We start from the raw sequence: 24205 nt of genomic DNA, 5'->3' as shown, positions 1-24205 counted from the left end.
TTGGGGACATTCCGGCGCCGATCACGGTCGCGGTCCGGGGAGTTGAGGACCGGCGGGACCGGGTACGGCTCCGGCGGCTTCCGTCCGGGGATGTCGCTGGGGATGTCGCTGACATCCGGGAACTGGGGCGTCCGGACGGACGGGCAGACCTGTTTCCGCCCCCGCGCGGCAGGTCCACAGCGGGAGGGTCGGCCTACGGGCCTGGAGGCTCAGGGGCCTAGGCGGGGGAAACCGGTATGTCCCGGTGCCTGTCCTGGATCGCGTCCGCTTCCGCGCGGGCGGCGGAGCCGGGCACCAGCCGCAACGCCACACGCCGGTCCAACGAGACCGCGTGCGCGTCCCCGTGCCTCGGCGTACCGCTGTCGCCCACCGCGTGATAGCCCGCCGCACCACCCGGGTGATCGGCCGGCGCCTGACGGGCGGGGGCGTGGACATGGCCGGACGGCGCGATGCGGTGCCCGTGACCGGCCGCCGGAGCGGGGAACGCGGTGCCGTCGACTCCGAGGCCGGAGCCGTGGACGCCGTCCGCTTCCTTGCCGGTACGTCCCTTGGGGGCGCGTTCGTCATCTGAGCCGGGGGCGTCCGACCCCGGCTGCGGCGTGCCGGTGACCGGCGCCGGCAACGTCTGTCCCGGCAGCGCGGGCACATCGGCGCCCGGCAGGTCCGGGATCCCAGGAACGGTGGGGAGTTCCCACCCCGGCCAGCTCGGCCACGTCGTCTCGGGCGCGGTCGGCAGCGAGGGCATCGACGCCAACGGCGGCAGCGCGGCCTGCGCCTCGGCCAAGCCCGCGGCCAGATCCTGGGTCACCGTCCGCACGACGTCGCCGACAGGCTCCACGACCTGGGTACCGACGGTCTGTCCGACCTCCTCGGTCACCGGGGTGAGGACCGGGTCGTGGGTGGCGGGCCGGGGGGTGTGGGTCTGAGCGGGCTGATCCTGGGGGTGAGTCCGCGGAACCTCGGGTTGAGGACGGTGGTCCTCGGGGGCCGGGTTGGCGGCTGGCGCCGTCGACCCGTCGTGGGCGCCGGGCTTGGGCTGTGCGTCAGGCGTGGTGGGGGTGGCCGACGGCACGGTGGGCTTGGTAGCCGGCGCGGTGGGCTTGGCGGGCGGGCTCAGGAGCCGCTCGACCGTGCCCTGTAGCGACGACCGGAGTTCGTCCGAGGCCGACGCCGAGGACGAGGACGCGGACGACACTGCTGATGTCGCCGATACCGCTGACGTCGCCGAGACCGACGAAGTGCCCACCGGCACCCCGCCCGGCCCGTCTGCCGCGTACGCCCGCTCCCCGCCGAGGAGCCCGATCGCCAGCAGGCCGCCCGCCACCAGGACCAGTTGCAGCGCACGCCGCCCGGCCGCGATGCGCAGGACGCGCACGGCGGCACCGGGCAAACTGGCTGGCCAGGTCAAGACGGAGTGGTCCCTCCATGCGGCGGAACGAAGTACACGTGACGAGCGTCGAGTCGACTGGACGCGGTACGGACGGGCGGCGCGACAGCGCACCGCCTAGCAGGCGTCGATCCTTGCACGCCCCTCCTGCCGTCGCGCAAGCCCCCCGCCAACGATGCGCACTCATGTCCGTTTTGCTGGCCGAAGTCGGTCATCACTTGGTCGACAAATCACCGGTAATTCCGCGCCAGTGCGACCTGAGTCACCAGGTCCTGGCCCACCGGGGCCCGGGTCCTTTGTCTCCGGAGCCCCTTGTTCCTCAGCCCCCCTCAGACCGCGTCGGGCACCGGAATCGGCCGCTTCTCGATGGCCGCCGCCATCACCTCCGGGAACAGGTCGGGCGTACAGGCGAAGGCCGGTGCGCCCAACGCGGCGAGCGCGGCCGCGTGTTCCCGGTCGTACGCCGGCGCCCCTTCGTCCGACAGCGCCAGCAGCGCCACGAACTGCACTCCTGACGCCTTCATCGCGGCGACCCGCTTGAGCATCTCGTTGCGTATACCGCCCTCGTAAAGATCGCTGATCAGCACGACCACCGTCTCCGCGGGCCGGGTGATCTGCGACTGGCAGTACGCCAGCGCCCGGTTGATGTCCGTGCCGCCGCCGAGCTGGGTGCCGAAGAGGACGTCCACGGGGTCGTCGAGCTGGTCGGTGAGGTCGACGACGGAGGTGTCGAACACGACCAGCCGTGTGCTGATGGACCGCATCGACGCCAGCACAGCCCCGAACACCGACGCGTACACCACGGAAGCCGCCATCGACCCGGACTGGTCGATGCAGAGCACGACCTCCTTCTTCACGGACTGCGACGCCCGCCCGTACCCGATGAGCCGCTCCGGCACGATCGTCCGGTACTCCGGCAGATAGTGCTTGAGGTTGGCCGCGATGGTGCGGTTCCAGTCGATGTCGTGGTGGCGCGGCCGGCTGATCCGGGCACTGCGGTCGAGGGCGCCGGTGAGCGTGGCCCGTGTGCGGCTGGCGAGCCGCTTCTCCAGGTCCTCGACGACCTTGCGCACGACGGCACGCGCCGTCTCCTTCGTCGTCTCCGGCATGGCCCGGTTGAGCGAGAGCAGCGTGCCGACGAGGTGCACGTCCGCCTCCACCGCCTCCAGCATCTCCGGCTCCAGCAACAGCGTCGACAGCCCGAGCCGGTCGATGGCGTCCCGCTGCATGACCTGGACGACGGAGGACGGGAAGTACTTCCGGATGTCCCCGAGCCACCGCGCCACGGACGGCGCCGAAGCCCCGAGCCCCGCCGAATGGTCCCTCCCCGGCTGCGTCCCCTTGTCCCCCTTCCCGTAGAGCGCGGTCAACGCCCCGTCCATCGCGGCGTCCTTGCCGGAGAGCGCGCAGCCGGTGCCGTCCGCGTCGTCGCCGCCGAGCACCATCCGCCACCGCCGCAGCCGCTCCCGGGCCGGGTCCATCGCCTCGGTCGTCATCGGCACACTCCCATTCGAGGCCGCTCCCACAGCGGCAGCACCGGCACGGTCGTCGTCAGCGGCCGGCCGCCCTGTGCCGCCGACCCGTGCGGCTGCCTCCCGGCGCCCGCCGCCGCTGCCCGCTCCCTCGGTTCCGTCACCACGTCGGTCGTCATCCCGTCGCCCCCACAAGGTCGTTGCCCCCGAGACCGCCGTCGGCGCCCTCGCCCATCTCCATCCGGTCCAGCCCCAGCCCCAGCAGCAGCCGCACGACCGGCACCACGGCGTCCGCCCGCCCGACGTCGAACTCCTCCGCGAACCCGGGTATCCCGGCCCCGCCGACCCCCGCGCCGCCGCGCTCCCCCGGCCCACGCCGGACCAGCTCCCCGAGGGTCCGCCGCACCCCCGGCTCGTACGCCGAGAAGGTCCGTCGCAGCAGCGGCAGCACATCGGTGAACGCTTCCGCCGACACCCCCGTCAGCCACGCGTCGACCAGCCCGAGCAGCCGCTCGTCGTGCACGAGCAGCATCCCGCCGCCCGAGCCGCCACCGACGAACCCCTCGATCCACGCGGCCGCGTCCCCCGGCGGCGTACCCGGCGACAACGCAAGCCCCATCGCCCGAGCCGCCTCGTCCTGCCCCAACTCCCCGTCATCCAGCAGCAACCGCACCGCGCGCCCCCTGATGACCCCGGGCACGGTGTCCCGCACGACCAACACCCGCAGCACGGCATGCCAGCGCTTGCGCAGATCACCGTGCGGTGGGGAGGCCGAGCCGTCCGAACCGCGGCGCTCCACCGACGTCCCCTCGCCAGGTGCTCCGTGCCCGGCGTCGTCGACCTCGCCCGCGCCACCGCGGCCGGTGTCGGCGGCCTGCTCCTGGCCGCCGTTCCCGGCGCCTGCGGCGTGGCGTTCGGCATCACGCTCCGCGCCGACGGTCGCGCCCTCGCCACCCTTCCCCGACGCACCCTCCGCATCACCCTCACCGGAGCCGGATCCGCCCCCACCCCCCGAGTCCTGCCCCGAGCCCACCGCATCCCCCAGCAGCCCGACCGCCCCATGCACCGCGTCGACATGACGCCGCATCTCCTCGGCCGCGTCCGCGTCCAGCGCGGCGCAGGCCGGGGGCAGGCCGACGAAGACGCGCTCGGCGAGTCCCGCGGCGACCTCCGCGAGCGCCCCCGTGTCCGTGCCGCGCACATCGCCGTACCGCAGAGAGCGGACCAGCGCCGGCAGTGCCTGGGCGAGGTGGCCGACGTCGGTGTCCAGGGCTGCCCGGTCGGCGAGGATCCGCATCACCGTGGGCAGCGCGTCCGGCAGTTCGGCCAGGAGGCAGCGCTCGGCGAGGGCGGTGACATCGGCGAGGCCCGGCGCGGAGACGGCATCCGCCTCCGCCTTGGCCGTCGCCGCGGCGAACACGGTGGTCCCCCACACCCCCGCCTCGGCGACCCGCACGGACAGCTCCGGCTCCCACCGCAACCGCCATGTCTCCCGGAACGTCCCCGTACTGCCCCGCGACGCGACCGGCTCGCCCCACTCCACCCGCAACAGCCGCAGCCGGTGCAGCAGCCTGCTGCGCTCCGCGTCATTCTCCTTGCGCAGGTCGAGCTCCAGCTCCCGCTCCAGCGCCTCCGGCTTGAGCCGCAACCGGCGCTGGATCCGGTCGAGGTCCCGCTGCAACGGCACCGCCGGCGCCGACCGCGGCACCTCCCCCAGCACGTCCCCCACGACCAGCCGGTCCTGCACCAGCGCCAATGGGACGTCCGAGCCCTCGCACATGACCGCCCGCACCGCGTCGGTCGTCTCGCTCAGCCCCGGCAACGGCCGCCCGCGCATCGCCGCCAGCGTCTCCGCCAGCCGCACCGCCTCGATGACATGCGCCGAGGACACGATCCGGTCCTCTTCCCGCAGCAGGCCTGCCACCTTGGTCATCCACCGCTCGACGGGCCGGTCCGGCGCGCTGAACAGGTGCCCGTACCACCCCGGCGAGTCGATCCCCGCCCCGTAGCCGCTGACCCGGGCCAGCCGCCGGTTCGTCCACGGCACCCAGGTCATGTCGGCCTTGACCTTGGGCAGCCCCTTCAGCAGCGCCTTGTCGGCGCCGACGGAGCTCTTCTGCCGCAATGTCGGCACATGCCACGCCCCGCACACGACGGCGACGTCGTCGCCGAACTCCCGCTGCGCCGCCCGCATCTGAAGCCGCATGTAGGCCTCGCGCACGAGGTCCCGGTCATGTCCCCCGCTCCCGTACGCCTCCCGCAAGGCCCCCATGGCCTCTTCGAGCCCGAGGAACGGCGCGAACACATCCCCGTCCCCCGCCCCCCGGTGCTCGACGACGTCCTCCCACCACCGCTCGGGATCGTCGTAACCGGCGACATCGGCCAGCACGGCGAGGGGGTCCACCCGGACGGCGGCACGAGGATCGGTCTCCTCGGCCTGAGAGCCGTCCGCGTCATCGGCGGGTTCGTCGGTGTTGGCGGCCGGCTCACCGCCCTCCCCCGCATCCAACGCGGTCTCGTCCTCCTTCCCCCACGCCAGCGTGTGCGTGGCGGGCAGGTCGATGAACCGGGCCGGCACCTGGTGCTCCACGGCCCAGCGGATCGCAACCCACTCCGGGGAGAACTCGGCCAGCGGCCAGAAGGCCGAACGGCCGGGCTCGTCCACGGCATGGGCCAGGAGCGCGACCGGGGGCCGCATCGCCTCGTCGGCGGCGAGCGGGATCAGCGCGTCGGCCTCCGGCGGGCCTTCGATCAGCACCGTCAGCGGCCGCGCGGCGTCCAGCGCCGCCCGCACCGCACGCGCCGACCCGGGCCCGTGATGCCGTACGCCGAGCAGCAAAGGCCCCGACGGCCTCGCCACCGAACGCGATGCCGCCGAGCCGTCCGAGCCAACCGAGCTGCCCGACTCGGTGCGCTCATCGCACGCCCCGCCGGTGACCGCGTCCATCCCCTGACTCCCCGTGCTCTCAACGCCGTTCACATCGACCCCCGCTCCCACAGCCGTCCGACGCCATCGCCCGCCGCCATCGCCCGCCGCCTCGCCATCGCTCACGCCTCCCCCGCCGCCACCCGGCGTCCTTCCGGCACCGGAACCGGAACCGGGACCGGCGCCGGCGCCGGTGCCGATGCTGGTGCTGGAGCCGGATGCAGATCCGGCACCCGCCACCCGCTCCCCCGGTCAGGCGGCCCACCTGAGGAACCCCCGGTCCGGTGCCCCCCTGCAGAGCCCCAGCCTGGCGGCCCCTCCGACAAGGCCACCGGACCAAACCGCCTGCCCCCGTCAGCCCTTCGCCCCCCACAAGTCGCCGTCGGTCACCATCCCGGCCGCCCCTTGCCCCACACCACCGCCACGGACCCGGACCCGCTTCCACCCGAGCCCCCGCGCGGTCGACCCCAGCCCAGGTCGTCTTCGTCGCTCACACGCTCACCTCTCGACAGGCCCGGTAGAAGTCCGTCCAGCCGTCCCGCTCGCGCACGACCGCCTCCAGGTACTCCTGCCAGATGACGCGGTCCGCGGCAGGGTCGCGGACGACGGCGCCGAGAATGCCCGCGGCGACATCGCCGGGACGCAGCACTCCGTCGCCGAAGTGGGCGGCCAGCGCCAGGCCGTTGGTGACGACGGAGATCGCTTCGGCCGTCGACAGCGTGCCGCTGGGCGACTTCAGCTTGGTGCGGCCGTCTGAGGTGACCCCGTCGCGCAGCTCACGGAAGACGGTCACGACACGGTGGATCTCGTCGATGCCGTCGGGCACGGTCGGCAGGTCGAGCGAGCGGCCTATCTGGTCGACGCGGCGGGAGACGATGTCCACCTCGGCCTCGGCGCTCGCCGGCAGCGGCAGCACGACCGTGTTGAATCGGCGGCGCAGCGCGCTGGAGAGGTCGTTGACCCCGCGGTCGCGGTCGTTGGCCGTGGCGATGAGGTTGAAGCCTCGGACCGCCTGCACCTCTTGTCCCAGCTCCGGTATCGGCAGCGTCTTCTCCGACAGGATCGTGATCAGCGTGTCCTGCACATCGGCCGGAATTCGGGTCAGTTCCTCGACGCGGACCGTCATCCCCTCCGACATGGCCCGCATGACGGGACTCGGCACGAGGGCGTCACGGCTCGGCCCGTGTGCCAGCAGCTGCGCGTAGTTCCAGCCGTACCGGATCGCCTCCTCCGGGGTGCCCGCCGTGCCCTGCACCAGCAGCGTCGAGTCGCCGCTGACCGCCGCGGCCAGGTGCTCGGAGACCCAGGTCTTCGCGGTGCCGGGCACGCCGAGCAGAAGCAGGGCGCGGTCGGTGGCGAGCGTGGTGACGGCGACCTCGACGAGGCGCCGCGGGCCCACGTACTTCGGTGTGATCACCGTGCCGTCGGCCAGCGTGCCGCCGAGCAGGTACGTGGCCACGGCCCAGGGCGACAGCTTCCAGCGGGCCGGACGCGGACGGTCGTCCTGCGCGGCCAGCGCCGCGAGTTCACGGGCGAAGGCGTCCTCGGCATGCGGTCGCAACGCCTCGGTCGGTTCCGTCTCCGCCACCTCGGCGGATGTCGGTTCTACGGACACAGGCATGGCAAAGTCCCCCTCCAGCTCGGCCGGTTCAGCCGTTTCGGATCTGGCAACCACGTTGCACCACGCCACTGACAATGCGTTCCGACCTGCGCAAACGCCGTCACGGGCCCGCAGCCGGGTCCGCTGCCCGGGCCGATTGTCAGTGGTGGGATCTACCTTCGATGACATGACTCAGCAGGGGGTGCGCTGGACTGCGGATCAGGTGCTGGCACTGGCGCCTGACGCCGCGTCACGCAAAGCGGGCAGCAAACTCGGAGCGGCGGGGCCGTGGTCCGAGGCGGGGAGTGCCGAGGAAGGGACGGTGTGGGGGCTGTGCAAGGGCAGTGGCAGCAGGCCGTATCAGACGGTCATCGACATCGGGGACGCGTCCGGGCCCGCGTACAAGTGCAGTTGCCCGAGCCGGAAGTTCCCGTGCAAGCACGCGCTCGGGCTGTTGCTGCTCTGGGCGGGCGGGGACGGCGCGGTGCCGTCCGCGGCGGAGCCGCCGGACTGGGCGGAGCAGTGGATAAAGGGGAGAAGGCAGCGTGCCGAGGAGAAGCGGACGGCGGGCGCGTCCGGTTCCTCGCCGGCGTCGGCTGATCCGGAGGCGGCACGGCGAAGGGCGGAACGCCGGGCCGTCCGCGTCACCGCGGGGGCGACCGAGCTGGAGCAGCGGCTGACGGACCTGCTGCGCGGCGGCCTCGCCGGCGCCGAGCAGGCGGGGTACGGGCTGTGGGAGGAGACGGCCGCCCGCATGGTCGACGCCCAGGCTCCGGGGCTCGCGGCGCGTGTGCGGGAGTTGGGGGCGATACCGGCGTCCGGACCGGGCTGGCCGGTGCGGCTGCTGGAGGAGTGCGCCCTGCTCCACCTCCTCGACCAGGGCTGGCTGCGCCGCGAAGGGCTGCCTGACGGCCTGGCGGACACGGTCCGCTCCCGGATCGGCCTGCCCGCGTCGGCGGACGGCCCGCCCGTCCGGGACCGCTGGCTGGTCCTCGCCCAGTACGACACGGCCGACGTGAAGCTCACGACACGCCGGATCTGGCTGCACGGCGCCGACTCGGGCCGCACCGCGCTGCTCCTCTCTTACGGCGCGGCCGGCCGCACCCCCGAGCTGACGCTTCCGGTGGGTCTGGCTCTGGAGGCGGAGCTGACGGCTTACCCGGGGGCGGGCCAGTTGCGGGCGACCCTGGGCGAGCAGTTCGCGCCACCCGCACCCGCGTCGATACGGCCACCCGGCATGACGACGGCCGAGGCGACCGCCCGATACGGCGACGCGCTCCGCGACGATCCATGGCTGGACTCCGTCCCCGTGACCCTGGACCGGGTCGTACCGGCGCCGGACGGCGACTCGTGGCAGCTGGCGGACGCCGACGCGGACACCGCGCTCCCGCTCACCCCGGCCGCGCGCGCCCGTCCGGGCCTGTGGCGCCTGGTCGCTCTGTCGGGCGGCGCGCCGGTGAAGGTGTTCGGCGAGTGCGGCCACCGCGGCTTCACCCCGCTCACGGCCTGGCCGCAGGGGTCGGGCGAGGCCGTACGGCTCTGCTGAGCACCACGCCGCCTCCATCAACCCCCTCCGTCCCACGGCACCCAGCACACGAAGGCAGAGAGGAACGAACCTCATGAACAGTCCCTCCGTTCCCGTGGACTCGCCCGCGCCGAGCGCCTGGGAGGAGCTCGTCACGGCGGCGCTGCTCGGGACGGAACGGCGTACGCCGCCGGGCTGTCCGCCGGGCCGCGAGGCGCCGGTGGCACTGCTGGACGCGGCGGCCGTGGAGACCGTACGGCGGCGGGCCGGGCTGCGACCGGCACGGGCCGCCGACCGTCCGCAGCCCGCCCCCGAGGACGCGCGACCGGCGCTGCCCCCTGCCGCCGCGCGCAGACTGGCGATGCTGCTGGCCGACCGTCCGGGCGCGGGCGGTGGCGGCCGCCGCGGCACGGCACCGGACCTGGTGGAGCTGCTGCCCGAGTGGCTCGCGCGGGCGAACGACCGGGGTCTCGCGCCGCCTACCGAGATGCTGCCCGCACTGCTGGACGCGGCGCGGGGGCGTACGGATCTGCGCCCGGCGGCGCTGACGTTCGCGGGCCCGCGCGCGGTGTGGCTGGCGCGGCTCAACCCGGACTGGCGGTTCGCCCTGCGCGCGACCCCGGGCGGGGGCGCCGCACTGCCGCACCTCGACGACCCCGCCAAGGTGCAACAGCTGTGGCAGGAGGGCCTGTTCGCGGAGCGGGTCGCGCTGCTCTCCGCGATACGTGCCCGGGAGCCCGAAGCCGCGCGTGAGCTGCTGGTCACGACGTGGGCGACGGAGCGGGCCGAGGACCGGCTCATGTTCCTCGACTCGCTGCGCATGGGGCTCGGCCCGCAGGACGAGCCGTTCCTGGAGCAGGCGCTCGCCGACCGGAGCCGCAATGTCCGCGCGACGGCCGCGGAGTTGCTGTCGGCACTGCCGGGTTCGGCGCTCGCCGGACGGATGGCGGTGCGTGCCGGGACCTGCGTGGCGCTGGATCACACGGGTGACGGGCCGACGATCACCGTCGAGGCACCGCACGAGTGCGACGCGGGCATGGAGCGCGACGGGGTGGTGGCCAAGGCGCCGGCGGGCCGGGGTGAACGGTCGTGGTGGTTCGGCCAGTTGGTTGAGGCGACGCCGCTCGGGACCTGGGCGCGGCGGCTCGGCGGACGTACGCCCGAGGAGATCGTGGCACTCCCGGTGACGGACGACTGGCGGGCGGAACTGCACGCGGCCTGGTGCCGGGCGGCCGTACGGCAGCGGGACGCCGAGTGGGCCAGGGCGCTGCTCGGGTCGCCCTCCGCTCCGGAGGCGGGCGGTCCGGGGGCGGTGTCGCTGGCCGAGCGGGCGAAGCTGCTGGGCACGCTGAGCTCGGACGAGCGGGCGGAGTGGGTCGCCGGGTTCATCGCGACGCACGGCCTGTCGGAGGCGTTTCAGCTGCTCGGGGTGTGCACGGTGCCGTGGGCCGCGCCGCTCGGGCGGGCGGTTGTGGACGCGCTCAACATTGCGCGGGACGCGGGGAGTTATCCATGGAGCTTCAGCGGAGTGATGGGCCTGGCCGAGCGCTGCCTGGACCCGGCCGAGGCGAGCCGTCTGAACGGCCTGCTGGCGGTACCGGACGAACCGGAGGACGCGTCGCCGGGGGCCGGGGGGTACTGGGCGGAGGCGTTCCAGCGGCTGGTGACGACACTGCGGTTGCGGGCGGCCATGATCGACGAGCTGGGCACACCGGGCGCCTGACGACGAGGCAGCCGTTCAAGCCGAACGGAGATCCGGGAGCGCCCCAGCCACCGGCCGCCCCCACGCCCCACGCACCCACACGCACACCGGCACCGGCACCGGCACCGGCGGACCCACCGGCAACAGGCACAAGCACCGGCACCCACGGCCGCACCCGCCCGCACCCGCACCCGCCCGCACCCGCGCCGAAGAGCGACCTATGCCCCCGCCGGCTGACGCACGTTCGCCCGCACCCAGTCCACGATCGTCTGCGTGGTCGCGCCCGGCGTGAAGATCTCCGCGACGCCCTTCTCCTTCAGCGGTGCGATGTCCGCCTCGGGAATGATCCCGCCGCCGAAGACGAGGATGTCCTCCGCCTCGCGCTCCTTGAGGAGCTCGATCACGGCGGCGAAGAGGGTGTTGTGGGCACCGGAGAGGATGGACAGGCCGATCGCGTCGGCGTCCTCCTGGATCGCGGTGTCGACGATCTGCTCCGGGGTCTGGTGAAGCCCGGTGTAGATGACCTCCATACCGGCGTCGCGCAGGGCGCGCGCGATCACCTTGGCCCCACGATCGTGGCCGTCGAGTCCCGGCTTGGCCACCACCACGCGGATCGGACCGGCTGCCACACCCATCACTGCCTCCATGAAGCGACTACATCCATCCGTACCGACAAGCACTACTCATGTATGAGTTATGCCGCACTCACCGCACATGTCATACATGGTGCGCCTATCGCACATTTCCGCCGCTCACCGCACCGGACGCGCCCTCTCGGCACGAATGCCCCGGGCCACGCCGCCCGGAGAAGTGAACGAACGTTATCGCCAGCATCCCGCAACCGGCAGTTTCGCGGTGCAGACCGAGGGGGAAATCACACGGTGGGACACGTTCGCCGCGCACCGTTCCACATCTCTGCGGCACACGGGCCGCAGCAGTCTGCGGTACGCGCGTCGCAGCGGGACCATGCGCAACGGGAGCCGCAACGAGGTCGCCGCACCACCGCGCCGCAGGCCGCGCGACGTGGCGGTGGGGCGGGTCGACGGTGGTACGAAGGGCACGTAGGGCAGGTAAGGCACGACAGCGGGGAGCCTCGTCGCCACACCGACAGGGAGCCCCGTCGGGTCATCGGCGCACCACGGCCTCCAAGGGCCGGCTCACGCACCGCGCGCCGCGCTCGCCCCACGGGCCCTTGCCCTACCCCGCCGGCCGCCTCGGCCGCGACTTCCCACGAGGGCACACGGGGCCGGAGCCGTCCTCCTGCGTGCCACTAGGAGGTCGGCCATGAAGGTCACCGGGACAGCACTCCCCTTTCTCCCGCTCTACCGGCGTCTGCTCCCGAGCAGGCTCGCCGGCCTCTCCCTGGCCCTGCTGAAGGCGACCGCGCTGGAGCTCGCGATCCTCGCCGGACACCTGCTCCTCTATCCCTCCGGCATCACACAGGAGCGCCGCACCACCCCCGCGCTCCCCTCCCCCGACACCACCCAGCTGCCGACGGAGACCAGTCCGCCCGTCGTCCTGCTGCACGGGTTCATCGACAACCGCTCGGTCTTCGTCCTGCTGCGCCGCAATCTCGCCCAGCACGGCAGACACCAGGTCGAGTCGCTCAACTACTCCCCGCTGACCTGCGACATCCGCACCGCCGCGGAGCTGCTCGGCCGGCACATAGAGGGGATCTGCGAGCGCACCGGCAGCAGGCAGGTCGATGTCGTCGGGCACAGCCTCGGCGGGCTGATAGCGCGTTATTACGTGCAGCGCCTCGGCGGCGACCACAGGGTCCGCACCCTCGTCACGCTCGGCACGCCGCACTCCGGCACGAGTGTCGTCCCGCTGGCGAACGCGCACCCCATCGTGCGCCAGATGCGCCCCGGCTCACCCATCCTCGAAGAGCTGGCCCTTCCCGCACCGGGCTGCCGTACGCACTTCGTGAGCTTCTGGAGCGACCTCGACCATCTGATGGACCCGCTGGAGACGGCCTGCATCGACCACCCGGACCTGCTGGCGCAGAACGTCCGAGTGAGCGGCGTCGGCCACCTCGCCCTGCCGGTGCACCCGGCAGTCGCGACCGGGATCCGGCAGGCCCTCGACGCCACCCGCACCGGAGCCGCAACCGTCGCCCAGGCCGACGGCATGACGGTGGCGTAACCACCCCGCCGCCACCCGTCGCCACCCCGCGAACAGCCTCGGCACAGCCCGAGCACAGCGGTCCGACATCGAACAATCTTCGAACACAAGGCCAACATCGCGCCCGCAGTCCGCCAAAACACGGCCGAATGCCCGTTTCCTTCGCGCGCGAAACCTGCCGAAGATTGTCGTGCCCGCGTACTGCCGGGTACAGTCGCCGCACTGCTCTGGCAGCCCCTGTAGTCGAGGCGAGAGAGAAGTTGGTGAACGATCGTCACCCGTCTGGGACCATGACGTCTCCGACTCCGGCTCCCGACGCCGCCTCGGCGCATTACGCGCCGTACGGCACGCAGGAAGCCCATTACGGTGACTCCACCACCTACGGCACCTACGACGCCACAGGTTTTGCGACCGCCGGTCACGCAGCACCGACCTTCGACGCGGACCCCCTGTTCGGCAGCCTCCCGGGCGACGGCACGGGCACCGGCACCGGCACGTACGACGCCACCCAGTGGTCCACGGGCAGCCACCACACCGCGCACTACGACGCCTACGCGGCCCAGCATCAGGCCGCCTACGACACCGGCGCGTACGAGACCGCGGCCTGGGGCACCGACCACGAGCGGCTCGCCTTCGTCCCGCAGCAGGCCAACGGCCATGACGTCTCCGGCCAGTGGGACGCGAACGCCTGGCTCCAGCCCGACCAGACGGCCGCCCCCCAGCCCGACCAGACCCAGAACTGGGCATGGGGCACGGCAGCCTTCGACACCGGGGCGTACGACGCCACCCAGTGGAACTCCGACGGCAGCACGACGCAGACGACCGGCGACTTCGAGCCGTCAGCAGAATCCTTCGACCAGCAGGCGACCGCGCACTTCGACCAGATCGAGCACGGCACCGCCGCGGGTTACGACGAGCACACGCAGTACGACGAACACGCGGCCTACGAAGAGCACACGGGCTACGACGAGCACGTCTCGTACGAGGACCACACGGCCTCCTACGACGAGCACACTCAGTACGACAACGCCCCGTACGCCGACGAGGCCCAGCACGAAGCCGAGTTGACGTCCACCGGCGAACTCCCCGCCGTGGCCCCTCTCCTCGACGACCAGGAGGAGACCACTCCGGCCCCCTCCCCCCGCGCCGGCTCCCGCAGCGGAGCGCGCTCCCGTCGTCGTACGCCCCCGAAGCGCTCCGCGCTGCTGACGATCGCCGTCCCCTCCGCCTGCGTCATGGGCGTCGCGGGGATCGCCGCCGCCTCCGTCGGCAACCTGACCGACGACAAGGACGCGTCCACGCTCGCCTCCGAGGGCGACGCCGTGAAGCCGTCCACCGCGAACAACAAGCTGGACACCCAGCTCGAGAGCCTCTCCGCAGGCGCCGACGACTTCGCCGACCGGGCCAGCCGTACCCAGGAGCGCATCGACCTCAAGGCGCAGCAGGCGGCCGAGAAGCGCAAGGCCGCCGAGGAGGCCGCCCGCAAGGAGCGGCTGCGTCCGAAGTTCGCGGTTCCGGTCGCGCAGCACGGCCTCAGCGCCTACTTCGGCCAGTCCGGCATCAACTGGATGTCCGTGCACACCGGGATCGACTTCCCGGTCTCGTACGGCACGACGGTGATGGCCGCGACCGACGGCACCGTCCGCACACAGTGGAACAGCGCCTACGGCAACATGATGATCGTGACCGCGAAGGACGGCACGGAGACGTGGTACTGCCACCTCTCCAGCTACCGCGTCGCCTCCGGCACGACGGTCAAGGCCGGCGACCCGATCGCGTACTCCGGCAACTCCGGCAACTCGACGGGCCCGCACCTGCACTTCGAGGTCCGGCCCGGCGGCGGCTCGGCGATAGACCCGCTGTCCTGGCTGCGCAGCCACGGGGTCGACCCGTCGTAAGCAAGGCCACCGCCTGAACACGCGCCCCCGCCCTGCAAACGGCAGCGGGGGCGCACTTGTCGGAACAGCCGCTAGAGCTTCTCCACCGGCGCGTACCGCAGCAGCAGCCGCTTCGGCTTGGTGTCCCCGAAGTCGATCGTCGCCTCGGCGTTCGCGCCCGTGCCCTTCACACCCGTCACCGTGCCGAGCCCGAACTGGTCGTGCGTGACACGGTCGCCGACGGCGAGCTGGACGACCGGCTTCTCGGAGGTGCGGCGCGTGGCGAAGCCGGACGCGCCCGACGCCGAGGAACGCGAGCGGGACGACGACAGCGAGGCGGCGACCCCGGACACGGGCCCGGAGGAGACCGGCGCGGTCGCCCCGGTGCGCTTCCAGTCCACGTGCGCCGCCGGGATCTCCTCCAGGAAGCGGGACGGCGGGTTGTACGACGGCTGCCCCCACGCGCTGCGCATCGCCGAGCGCGTCAGATACAGCCGCTCACGCGCGCGCGTGATGCCGACGTACGCGAGCCGCCGCTCCTCCTCCAGCTCCTTGTTCTGGCCGAGGGCGCGCATGTGCGGGAAGACGCCGTCCTCCATGCCGGTGAGGAAGACGACCGGGAACTCCAGGCCCTTGGCGGTGTGGAGGGTCATCAGGGTGATGACGCCGGAGCCGTCCTCCTCCTCGTCCGGGATCTGGTCGGAGTCGGCGACGAGCGCGACCCGCTCCAGGAACTCGGAGAGCCCGCCGACGGCCTCGCCCTCACCCGTCTCCTGCTCGAACTCCAGGGCGACGGCCGCGAGTTCCTGAAGGTTCTCGATACGGGTCTCGTCCTGCGGATCCGTCGAAGCCTGCAACTCGGCCAGATAGCCGGTCCGTTCGAGGACCGCCTCCAGGACGGTCGCCGGTCCGGCACCGGACTCGACGATCGTACGGAGCTCCTCCATCAGCGTGTTGAACCGCTTGACGGCGTTGGTGGACCGCGCGGCCATGCCGTACGCCTCGTCGACGCGCTTCAGCGCCTGCGGGAAGCTGATCTTCTCCCGCTGCGACAGCGCGTCGATCATCGCCTCGGCCCGATCGCCGATGCCCCGCTTGGGCACGTTCAGGATGCGCCGCAGCGGTACGGAGTCCTCGGGGTTGGCCAGCACCCGCAGGTAGGCCAGGACGTCCCGGACCTCCTTGCGCTCGTAGAAGCGGACCCCGCCGACGACCTTGTAGGGCAGCCCGACGCGGATGAAGATCTCCTCGAAGACACGGGACTGGGCGTTCGTCCGGTAGAAGACGGCGACGTCGCCGGCCTTCGCGTCACCCGCGTCCGTCAGTCGGTCTATCTCCTCGGCGACGAACTGCGCCTCGTCGTGCTCGGTGTCCGCGACATAGCCGGTGATGCGCGCGCCCGCGCCCGCGTTGGTCCACAGGTTCTTGGGGCGGCGGGACTCGTTGCGCTCGATGACGGCGTTGGCGGCGGTCAGGATCGTCTGCGTGGAGCGGTAGTTCTGCTCCAGCAGGATCGTCGTCGCGTCCGGGTAGTCCTCCTCGAACTGGAGGATGTTGCGGATGGTGGCGCCCCGGAAGGCGTAGATCGACTGGTCGGCGTCACCCACCACGCACAGCTCGGCGGGCGGGACGTCGTGCGAGCTCGGCGGCACGTCGACGGGGTGCTCGCCGGTCCCGACGAGCTCGCGCACCAGCGTGTACTGGGCGTGGTTGGTGTCCTGGTACTCGTCCACCAGCACATGGCGGAAGCGCCGGCGGTAGTGCTCGGCGACGTCCGGGAAGGCGCGCAGCAGGTTGACCGTCGTCATGATCAGGTCGTCGAAGTCGAGGGCGTTGGCCTCCCGCAACCGCGACTGGTACAGGGCGTACGCCTGCGCGAGGGTCTTCTCGAAGCCGTCGGTCGCCTGGGCGGCGAAGTCCTCCTCGTCGATCAGCTCGTTCTTCAGGTTGCTGATCTTGGCGCTGAAGGACTTGGGCGGATACCGCTTGGGATCGAGATCGAGATCCCGGCAGACGAGGGCCATGAGCCGCTTGCTGTCGGCGGCGTCGTAGATCGAGAAAGAAGACGTGAACCCGAGCTTCTTGCTCTCCCGCCGCAGGATGCGCACGCACGCGCTGTGGAAGGTCATCACCCACATCGCGTTGGCGCGCGGGCCGACGAGCTGCTCGACACGCTCCTTCATCTCGCCCGCGGCCTTGTTGGTGAAGGTGATCGCGAGGATCTGCCCCGGATGCACGTTCCGCTCGGCGAGGAGGTGGGCGATGCGGTGGGTGAGCACACGCGTCTTGCCGGACCCGGCGCCGGCCACGATGAGCAGCGGGGTGCCGGAGTGGACGACGGCGGCACGCTGGTTGTCGTTCAGCCCCTCCAGCAGCGCCGCGGCGTCGATGACCGGCCGCGGGGCGCCGTCGCGGTAGTGGCCGTCCCGGTCCGGTGGCACGTCGAACTTCCCACCGAACAGATCGTCCGGAACCGGTTCCGGAGCGTGGTCGTCCTCGGGCGGCTGCGGGTGCTCTTCCTCGTGGGCCCGAGGGGCCTGGAGGTCCGCCAGGAAGCTGTCGTCAAAGAGGCTGCTCATCGCTCTCCGAGTCTAGGCCGCCCCACTGACAGCCCGCCCCCACCCTCGAAACTTCCCCGCCGCGAAACCCCGACGATCACCCTCCAAACCCCTCCCTCACCCCCAGCAACCACCCCACCACAACCCGCAACCAGCCACCCCAGACAACCACCTAAACTCCCAAATCAACCCACTCACACCCACCGCCCCCAAAACCCCGCACGTCTCCCGAACCGACCACCGCCCGCAACGTTTGGGGCCAAGGTCACGAAAATGTATCGGGCATATCGAACATCAACCTTCACAGGGGCCACACGAGTTGGCTACCGTGCCGGGCAGGCCGTACGACCCCCACCGGCGAACGACGCCGGGCCGCACGGCCTCCGCCGAGTCCGGCACGCCTCACGGCGACCGGAGCCGGGGACCCACCGAACTTGGGGTGAATCGGCCCGACTTCCCTCGCGGGGACAGGCCGTAGGGCAACCCTTCCGAACCACCCGCCCGAACCCGACAGCTAACTCGGTAGGCGGAATATGGAAGGAGTCGCCTCCCTTGGCGTCGCACCGCAAGTCGCGTCCCGCCGGTACGCGCGTAGCAGGCATACGCACCCCTGCCCTCGCCACGGCAGCCCTCACGTCCGTGGCCCTGCTGTCCCAGACGGCCAACGCCAGCCCGTCGACGGACGACAAGCCCAGCCTCGAAGAGGTCGAGAAGAAGGTCGACGACCTCTACCGCCAAGCGGAGTCGGCAACCGAGAAGTACAACTCGGCCAAGGACAAGACCACGAAGCAGCGCAAGCGCGTCGACACCCTCCTCGACGACGTCGCCAAGCGCACCCAGAAGCTCAACGAAGCCCGCGAGGAACTCGGCCGCAACGCAGCCGCCCAGTACCGCACCGGCGCCGCGGCCCCCGACACGGCGACCTTCCTCCTGGCGGACAACCCGCAGGACTACTTCGACCAGACCCAGCTGATGGACCGTATGACCGGCCGTCAGAAGGAGTCGGTCGACGACTACTTCACCCAGCAGTCCGAGACGATGGAGAAGCGCCGGGAGGCCACCCAGAGCCTCGAGACGCTCACCGACTCGCAGAACGACCTCAAGTCGGCCAAGGCCACCGTCCAGCAGAAGCTCTCCGACGCGCGTGAGCTCCTCTCGAAGCTGACGGCCGAGGAGAAGGCCCGCCTCGCCGCGATCGAGAAGCGCAAGCAGGAGGAGGCCGCCCGCAAGGCCGCGGACCTGGCCCGCCAGCAGGCAGAGGCCGAGCGCCAACGCCAGGAGGAGTCGGCCGCCGCCCAGCAGCAGGAGAGCACCCGGCCTCCGGCGGACTCGGGCACCTCGGACTCATCCTCCGCGGACTCCTCGTACGCCACCAAGGCCGAGAAGACCCTGGCCTTCGCCCGCTCCCAGATCGGCAAGCCGTACGTCTGGGGCGCCACCGGCCCCGACTCCTACGACTGCTCGGGCCTCACCCAGGCCGCCTGGAAGGCCGCCGGCGTCGACATCCCCCGAGTCACCTACGACCAGGTCAACGCCGGCACCACGGTCCCCCTCTCCAGCGCCCAGCCCGGCGACCTGGTCTTCTTCTACGACGACGTCACCCACGTGGGCATCTACATCGGCAACGGCATGATGATCCACGCCCCCAAGCCCGGCGCGTACGTCCGCGAGGAGTCGATCTACTACGACGGCGAGTCGTCGATCCACAGCGTGGTCCGCCCGGCCTGACAGGAACGGACGCTTCCCCGGCGGCACCCGCACCCGCGTACGGCGGCAAGGGGACGTGCCGGGGGGTGTCCGCCCGCAGCGGCGGGCGTCAACAAACAGCACCCTTCTGAGGCCGGGCAACCGCCCGACCGAGGACGGACACCCCCCGGCACGGCCCCGACCCACCCCCCACCCGCAGGCGCTACGCGAACCCCCACCCATCCCGCACAGGCCGCCGCAGGCACCACAACCGAACCACCCCGACACAGGACGATTTCCCGACACCCCCGAGCGCGCCCCACGGCCATCCCCCACCCCGCTCCATAGCATCGCCCCATGTCCGGCCCCACGACCCCCACCTCCCCCCTCCACACCCGGTGGTCGCAGCGACCCCCCACAGCCGGCGCCGCGGTCATGGCCACCGGCATCCTCTCGGTAGCCCTGCACCAGACGGACTACGAGACCCTCTCCCGCATCGCCCTGGCCCTCGCCTGCACGGTCTGGCTGGCCCTGGCCGCCGACTTCACCGTCCGCTTCCTCCAGGACCGCGAAAGATGGCTGAAAGAGGCGGCCACCCCCGCCGCCCTCACCGCCATCGCCGCGACGACAGTCCTCGGCACCCGATTCACCGCCCTCGGCTGGGTGACCCTCGCCGAGGCCCTCCTGGCCCTGGCCACCGTGCTCTGGCCGATGCTCCTGCTCACCGTCCTGCGCCACTGGCGCCGCCAGATGCCCGGCGCGATCTTCCTGGGCTGCGTGGCCACAGAGGGCCTGGCGGTACTGGGCGCCACACTCGCCGCCGCCGAGACCACGGCATGGCTCGCCCACATGGCACTCGTGTTCTTCTGGCTCGGCCTGGTCCTCTACGTCGTGGCCCTGCCCCGCTTCGACCGGCGCCAGCTCGCCCGAGGCGCCGGCGACCAGTGGGTGGCGGGCGGCGCCCTCGCCATCTCCGCACTGGCCGGCTCGAAGCTGCTCGCCGCCGACAGCCCCGCCCTCTACCTCTGGAACGACGACGACTACGGCGTCCTGCGCACGGTGACCGTCGCCCTGCTCGTACTCGACATCGCCTGGTACGCCCTCCTGCTCCTCACCGAGTTCGCCTGGCCGCGCCTGCACTACGACGTTCGCCGCTGGGCCACGGTGTTCCCGATGGGCATGACGGCAGCGGCGACACTCTCCGTCGGCACCACCCTGGACGCCTCATGGCTGAAGTACCCGGGCGAGGCACTGATGTGGGCCGCGATCGCGGCCTGGCTGGCGGTCACGGCGGGCGCGGCCTGGAGCTACACGCGCCTCGGCACTCGCCGCGGCACCGACGTCACGTCCACAGCACGGCGATGAAGACGTTCGCCATGGCCAGCAGTCCCACCAGCCCGAACAGCCGCTTGTCCACGGTCTCCTCGTCCCGCTTCACATAGACGAGCCCGAGGATCACGACCAGCAGCGCCAGCTTCACACCGATCTTGATGTTGTTGACGGACTGATCGTCCGCCTGGTTCAGGCCGACGAGGATCACCCCGGTGACCAGCATGGTCAACGCACCGTGCAGCATCGCGGGCACGAACCGGGCGGTGCCCTGCCCCATCGCCTTCATCTGCGTGAAGAACCCACCGAGCAGCGCGGCGATACCGATGATGTGCAGCCCGACGAACAAATGGATGAGTACGTCCATGGGCCCGGAGCCTAACCACCACGAAAATCCCACCCGACACCGCCCCACATCCCTCCCGCCCTTCCCACAACCCTCCTCCACGCCCCTCCCTCACCCCGCATATATGCGCGCCATAGCACTCCGCCACCCTCAGCCACCCCCAAACCGCCACTTCGGTCAGCACAGAGCGTGAACCAGGCGTCCCCATCCCGGGATCACGCTCACTTACGGTCACCATCGGTCCGCTCCCAGCACTTCCGCACAACCCGTCACCGACCCGACACGGTGAGGTTTAGCGTCCTTCACCAGGTGACCGGCTCCCCACCGCCGCCCGGGCCAGGGGCGGCAGTCGGACACCACCGCCGAGAAAAGTCCGGCGGCGGCCCGCTCCCCCTGTGCGGGCCGCCGCCGGACGCGTGACCCGCCCCGTGCGGTCGTACGTCCGCTCCCCCCGGGCGGCTCGTGCACCCGCCGTTCCTCCGGGGTGGAGTACGTCCCGGCGCCGCCCTGGCGGACGTACGGGACGTGGCGGGCGGACGAAAGGACGTGCAGTCCACGTGGCAGCGCACCGAAAACCCCGTCAGCGCTCGGCCGGCGGCAATACGGCCCGCACGGCATGGACGATCGCGCTGGCGGGCGCGGCGACGGCGACCGGCTTCGACGGGACCGGGCACGCCGAGCCGCAGCTGACACCGGCACAGGTGAAGGCCAAGGTGGACAAGCTGTACCAGGAGGCGGAGGCCGCCACCGAGAAGTACAACGGCGCCAAGGAGCAGGCGGACGCGGGCCGGCAGCGGATCAGGAACCTCCAGGACCAGGCCGCCCGCAAGACGGAGAAGCTCAACTCGGCGCGGGAAGCGCTCGGTTCGATGGCGGCGGCGCAGTACCGCGACGGCGGGCTCGACCCGGCTCTCCAGCTCGCCCTCTCCGAGGATCCCGACCGCTACCTGGACGGCGCCGAGTTCGCCGAACGCGCCGGCAACCGGCAGGCCTCATCCGTGGCGAGCGTCCGCAAGCAGCTCCGCGAGATCGAGCAGCTGCGAGGCGCCGCCCACGTCGAACTGACCTCGCTGAAGTCCCGCCAGGCCGAGCTGAAGCGGCACAAGAAGACGATCACCGGCAAGCTGGACTCTGCCCGGGACCTGCTGACCCAACTGACCGCCGAGGAGCAGGCCCGCCTCGACGATCGCGCCACCCGCTTCTCGACCGGCGCCCGCGACGCCCTGGCCTCGCCCGGTTCCGCCACCGCCCAGGCCCCCAACGCCCGCGCGGCGGCCGCCGTCTCCTACGCCTACGCCAAACTCGGCAGCCCCTACGTCTGGGGCGCGACCGGCCCCAACGCCTTCGACTGCTCCGGCCTCACGCAGGCCGCGTACCGAGAGGCCGGCGTCTCCCTGCCCCGCACGACCTACGCCCAGATCGACGCGGGCCGTCGCGTCTCGCGCTCCGAACTGCTCCCGGGCGACCTGGTGTTCTTCTACTCCGGCATCAGCCACGTGGGCCTGTACATCGGCAACGGCCAGATGATCCACGCCCCGAACCCGTCGGCGCCGGTCCGGGTGGCACCCCTGGACGAGATGCCCTTCGCGGGCGCCACCCGGGTGGCCTGACCTTCCCCGCTCTCAGACGAGTCGCCGTGCCGTCGCCCACCGCGTCAGCTCGTGCCGGTTGGACAGCTGGAGCTTGCGCAGGACCGCCGACACATGGGACTCGACTGTCTTGACGGAGATGAACAGCTGCTTGGCGATCTCCTTGTACGCGTACCCGCGCGCGATCAGCCGCAGTACCTCCCGCTCGCGCTGGGTGAGGCGGTCGAGGTCCTCATCGACCGGCGGGGCGTCCGTCGACGCGAACGCGTCCAGGACGAACCCGGCGAGGCGCGGCGAGAACACCGCGTCGCCGTCCTGGACCCGGAAGACGGAGTCGACCAGGTCGGTGCCGGTGATCGTCTTGGTCACGTACCCGCGCGCACCGCCCCGGATCACGCCGATGACGTCCTCCGCGGCGTCCGAGACGGACAGCGCGAGGAAGCGGACGGGCTGCTCGGCGTCCGCCATCAACGGGGCGCAGCGGCGCAGGACTTCGACCCCGCCGCCGCCCGGCAGGTGCACATCGAGGAGGACGACCTCGGGCCGGGTCGCGGTGATGACCGTGACCGCCTGGTCGACGTCCGCGGCCTCGCCGACGACCTCGACACCGGTCTGCTCGGTCCGGCCGATCTCGGCCTGGACTCCGGTACGGAACATGCGGTGGTCGTCGACGAGGACCACACGCACATGCCGCTCGGCCGCGCTCCCGCCGGTCGACTCCACGGACTCGTTCGCCTCGGTCGGCTCGCTCATGACGTCTTCTCCGCCCTCTCCATCTCCAGCTCGACCTCCGTGCCGCCGTCGGGTACCGCCCGCAGCCGGGCCGTACCGCCGTTGCGCTCCATGCGGCCGATGATCGATTCTCTGACGCCCATGCGGTCGGCGGGTATCGAGTCGAGGTCGAAGCCCGGACCGCGGTCCCGGACGGACACGAAGACGGTCTTTCCCTCGACCTCGGCGTAGACCTGCACGGCGCCGCCCTCGCCACCGTACTTGGCGGCGTTCACCATCGCCTCGCGCGCGGCCTGCATCTGTGCGGCGATCCTCTCGTCCAGCGGGCAGTCGCCGACGACCACGACCTCTATGGGGACGCCGTGCTTGTCCTCCACCTCGGCGGCGTTGCGCCGCACCGCGTCGGCGAGGTTGGCGGGTTCGTCGGCCTCGTCCTTGCCGGTGCCCTCGGGCTTGTACAGCCAGGTGCGCAGGTCGCGTTCCTGGGCGCGGGCGAGGCGGCGGACCTCGCCGGCGTTCTCCGCGTTGCGCTGGATCAGGGTCAGGGTGTGCAGCACCGAGTCGTGGACGTGGGCGGCGACCTCGGCGCGCTCCTGGGCGCGGATGCGCATCAGGCGTTCCTCGGAGAGGTCCTGGGTCATCCGGACCAGGTACGGCCCCGCGAGGAGCGTTATACCGACGAGGACCGCGAGCGCCGCCTGGAGGACGGAGCCGAGGTGGGCGGCGGAGCCCTGGAGGACGAAGATGCCGGAGACGCCGGCCGTGACGAGGACGACGCCACCCGCGGCACGCAGCAGGCTGAGGGTCCGCCGACGCCGCCCGGCCTCCATCCAGCGGGCCCGGCGGGCGTTGTCCGCCTGCCTCCAGACCAGGGCGACACCCGCGCCCACGAGGACGGCGGGCAGCAGGTATGCCTTGGCGCCGTTGCCCAGGTCCACACTGCCGACGAAGACCATCGCGACGACCACCATGAGCAGCAGCGCGACGATCTGGCCCTTGTCGGGCTTGCGGGCGACGAGTCTGCGGCGGCCGTCGGACGCGGTCTCGGTGGTGAACGGGGGCGGCCGCTGTGCGTCGACCCCGCCGAGGCCGAGCGGCACGAAGAACCAGAACGCGGCGTACAGCAGCGCACCGAGGCCGTCCGCCATGAACAGGCCGACGAAGACGAGCCGCACCCAGATGACGGGCAGGCCGAGGTGCCCGGCGAGCCCCCGCGCCACGCCCCCGAGCCAGCGTCCGTCACTGCTGCGGTAGAGCTTGCGCGGCGGCCGCGGTTCGGCGAGTGGCGCTGCTGCGGCTTCCGGCATGCCATCGATGTTCACACGCCCGGCCCAGCGAGGCATCAGGGTCGA

Annotated in this window: 16 protein-coding genes and 1 riboswitch; of the genes, 7 read left to right on the top strand and 9 right to left on the bottom strand. The window is 72.0% G+C overall.

Annotated elements, in window-relative coordinates:
* Positions 1 to 217 precede the first annotated feature (217 nt).
* From PGH47_RS25970 to PGH47_RS25955, 4 genes are all read right to left on the bottom strand, one after another.
* Positions 218 to 1375 carry a hypothetical protein gene (locus PGH47_RS25970; protein ID WP_271665415.1) on the bottom strand — a complete coding sequence of 386 codons (1158 nt, stop codon included), beginning with the start codon at positions 1373 to 1375 and terminating at the stop codon, positions 218 to 220.
* Between the two features lie 341 nt (positions 1376 to 1716).
* Positions 1717 to 2883, bottom strand: coding sequence for a VWA domain-containing protein (locus tag PGH47_RS25965; protein WP_271665414.1), 1167 nt, complete (start codon positions 2881 to 2883; stop codon positions 1717 to 1719).
* A gap of 151 nt (positions 2884 to 3034) precedes the next feature.
* Positions 3035 to 5806: a DUF5682 family protein gene (locus PGH47_RS25960; protein ID WP_271665413.1), complete on the bottom strand. Its 2772-nt coding sequence runs from the start codon at positions 5804 to 5806 to the stop codon at positions 3035 to 3037.
* A gap of 469 nt (positions 5807 to 6275) precedes the next feature.
* Positions 6276 to 7406, bottom strand: a complete 1131-nt coding sequence (locus tag PGH47_RS25955) for an AAA family ATPase (protein WP_271665412.1) — start codon at positions 7404 to 7406, stop codon at positions 6276 to 6278.
* A gap of 166 nt (positions 7407 to 7572) precedes the next feature.
* On the opposite strand from PGH47_RS25955, the gene PGH47_RS25950 reads away from it, so the two are divergent.
* Positions 7573 to 8931 carry an SWIM zinc finger family protein gene (locus PGH47_RS25950; RefSeq protein ID WP_271665411.1) on the top strand — a complete coding sequence of 453 codons (1359 nt, stop codon included), beginning with the start codon at positions 7573 to 7575 and terminating at the stop codon, positions 8929 to 8931.
* Positions 8932 to 9004: 73 nt separating this feature from the next.
* A complete protein-coding gene (locus PGH47_RS25945) occupies positions 9005 to 10633 on the top strand; it encodes a DUF5691 domain-containing protein (protein WP_271665410.1) in 1629 nt (542 codons plus the stop codon).
* A gap of 197 nt (positions 10634 to 10830) precedes the next feature.
* Here the strand turns inward: PGH47_RS25945 and PGH47_RS25940 are convergent, their stop codons facing one another.
* Positions 10831 to 11247, bottom strand: coding sequence for a cobalamin B12-binding domain-containing protein (locus tag PGH47_RS25940; protein ID WP_030967431.1), 417 nt, complete (start codon positions 11245 to 11247; stop codon positions 10831 to 10833).
* 649 nt (positions 11248 to 11896) lie between these two features.
* Between PGH47_RS25940 and PGH47_RS25935 the strand changes: the two genes are divergently transcribed.
* Positions 11897 to 12757, top strand: coding sequence for an esterase/lipase family protein (locus PGH47_RS25935; RefSeq protein WP_271665409.1), 861 nt, complete (start codon positions 11897 to 11899; stop codon positions 12755 to 12757).
* 269 nt (positions 12758 to 13026) lie between these two features.
* The gene (locus PGH47_RS25930; protein WP_271665408.1) at positions 13027 to 14634 is read left to right on the top strand and encodes a M23 family metallopeptidase; all 1608 of its coding nucleotides are present in this window, start codon (positions 13027 to 13029) and stop codon (positions 14632 to 14634) included.
* Between the two features lie 71 nt (positions 14635 to 14705).
* Here PGH47_RS25930 and pcrA read toward each other — a convergent pair whose 3' ends face one another.
* Positions 14706 to 17192, bottom strand: coding sequence for a DNA helicase PcrA (gene pcrA, locus PGH47_RS25925; RefSeq protein ID WP_271665407.1), 2487 nt, complete (start codon positions 17190 to 17192; stop codon positions 14706 to 14708).
* Positions 17193 to 17545: 353 nt separating this feature from the next.
* Positions 17546 to 17715, top strand: a riboswitch (cyclic di-AMP (ydaO/yuaA leader).
* A gap of 8 nt (positions 17716 to 17723) precedes the next feature.
* Here pcrA and PGH47_RS25920 point away from each other — a divergent pair.
* The gene (locus PGH47_RS25920) at positions 17724 to 18899 is read left to right on the top strand and encodes a C40 family peptidase (RefSeq protein ID WP_271665406.1); all 1176 of its coding nucleotides are present in this window, start codon (positions 17724 to 17726) and stop codon (positions 18897 to 18899) included.
* A 315-nt stretch (positions 18900 to 19214) separates the two neighbouring features.
* On the top strand, positions 19215 to 20222 hold the full coding sequence (locus PGH47_RS25915) for a tellurite resistance/C4-dicarboxylate transporter family protein (RefSeq protein ID WP_271665405.1): 1008 nt from the start codon (positions 19215 to 19217) through the stop codon (positions 20220 to 20222).
* On the opposite strand, the gene PGH47_RS25910 is transcribed toward PGH47_RS25915, so the two are convergent.
* Complete coding sequence (locus PGH47_RS25910; protein WP_107903988.1) at positions 20200 to 20553, bottom strand: hypothetical protein; 354 nt, start codon at positions 20551 to 20553, stop codon at positions 20200 to 20202. The genes PGH47_RS25915 and PGH47_RS25910 overlap by 23 nt on opposite strands.
* Before the next feature lie 536 nt (positions 20554 to 21089).
* On the opposite strand from PGH47_RS25910, the gene PGH47_RS25905 reads away from it, so the two are divergent.
* Positions 21090 to 22142, top strand: coding sequence for a C40 family peptidase (locus tag PGH47_RS25905; protein ID WP_271665404.1), 1053 nt, complete (start codon positions 21090 to 21092; stop codon positions 22140 to 22142).
* A gap of 12 nt (positions 22143 to 22154) precedes the next feature.
* Here the strand turns inward: PGH47_RS25905 and PGH47_RS25900 are convergent, their stop codons facing one another.
* Positions 22155 to 22874, bottom strand: a complete 720-nt coding sequence (locus PGH47_RS25900; protein WP_269643694.1) for a LuxR C-terminal-related transcriptional regulator — start codon at positions 22872 to 22874, stop codon at positions 22155 to 22157.
* The gene (locus PGH47_RS25895; RefSeq protein ID WP_093747028.1) at positions 22871 to 24196 is read right to left on the bottom strand and encodes an ATP-binding protein; all 1326 of its coding nucleotides are present in this window, start codon (positions 24194 to 24196) and stop codon (positions 22871 to 22873) included. The genes PGH47_RS25900 and PGH47_RS25895 overlap by 4 nt, the downstream gene beginning before the upstream one ends.
* Between the last annotated feature and the right edge of the window lie 9 nt (positions 24197 to 24205).

The organism is Streptomyces sp. HUAS 31 (assembly GCF_028198125.1).
GTDB lineage: Bacteria > Actinomycetota > Actinomycetes > Streptomycetales > Streptomycetaceae > Streptomyces > Streptomyces chartreusis.
Note: the sequence above shows the minus strand (reverse complement) of the source record. Positions and strands in the feature narration are given on the sequence as shown.

What these genes read in the sequence shown, in the direction of transcription:
- PGH47_RS25945 (WP_271665410.1), top strand. Translation starts at nt 9,005, where the DNA reads ATGAACAGTCCCTCCGTTCCCGTGGACTCGCCCGCGCCGAGCGCCTGG.
- PGH47_RS25950 (WP_271665411.1), top strand. Translation starts at nt 7,573, where the DNA reads ATGACTCAGCAGGGGGTGCGCTGGACTGCGGATCAGGTGCTGGCACTG.
- PGH47_RS25930 (WP_271665408.1), top strand. Translation starts at nt 13,027, where the DNA reads ATGACGTCTCCGACTCCGGCTCCCGACGCCGCCTCGGCGCATTACGCG.
- PGH47_RS25895 (WP_093747028.1), bottom strand. Translation starts at nt 24,196, where the DNA reads ATGCCTCGCTGGGCCGGGCGTGTGAACATCGATGGCATGCCGGAAGCC.
- pcrA (WP_271665407.1), bottom strand. Translation starts at nt 17,192, where the DNA reads ATGAGCAGCCTCTTTGACGACAGCTTCCTGGCGGACCTCCAGGCCCCT.
- PGH47_RS25910 (WP_107903988.1), bottom strand. Translation starts at nt 20,553, where the DNA reads ATGGACGTACTCATCCATTTGTTCGTCGGGCTGCACATCATCGGTATC.
- PGH47_RS25900 (WP_269643694.1), bottom strand. Translation starts at nt 22,874, where the DNA reads ATGAGCGAGCCGACCGAGGCGAACGAGTCCGTGGAGTCGACCGGCGGG.
- PGH47_RS25965 (WP_271665414.1), bottom strand. Translation starts at nt 2,883, where the DNA reads ATGACGACCGAGGCGATGGACCCGGCCCGGGAGCGGCTGCGGCGGTGG.
- PGH47_RS25940 (WP_030967431.1), bottom strand. Translation starts at nt 11,247, where the DNA reads ATGGGTGTGGCAGCCGGTCCGATCCGCGTGGTGGTGGCCAAGCCGGGA.
- PGH47_RS25960 (WP_271665413.1), bottom strand. Translation starts at nt 5,806, where the DNA reads ATGGACGCGGTCACCGGCGGGGCGTGCGATGAGCGCACCGAGTCGGGC.
- PGH47_RS25955 (WP_271665412.1), bottom strand. Translation starts at nt 7,406, where the DNA reads ATGCCTGTGTCCGTAGAACCGACATCCGCCGAGGTGGCGGAGACGGAA.
- PGH47_RS25915 (WP_271665405.1), top strand. Translation starts at nt 19,215, where the DNA reads ATGTCCGGCCCCACGACCCCCACCTCCCCCCTCCACACCCGGTGGTCG.
- PGH47_RS25935 (WP_271665409.1), top strand. Translation starts at nt 11,897, where the DNA reads ATGAAGGTCACCGGGACAGCACTCCCCTTTCTCCCGCTCTACCGGCGT.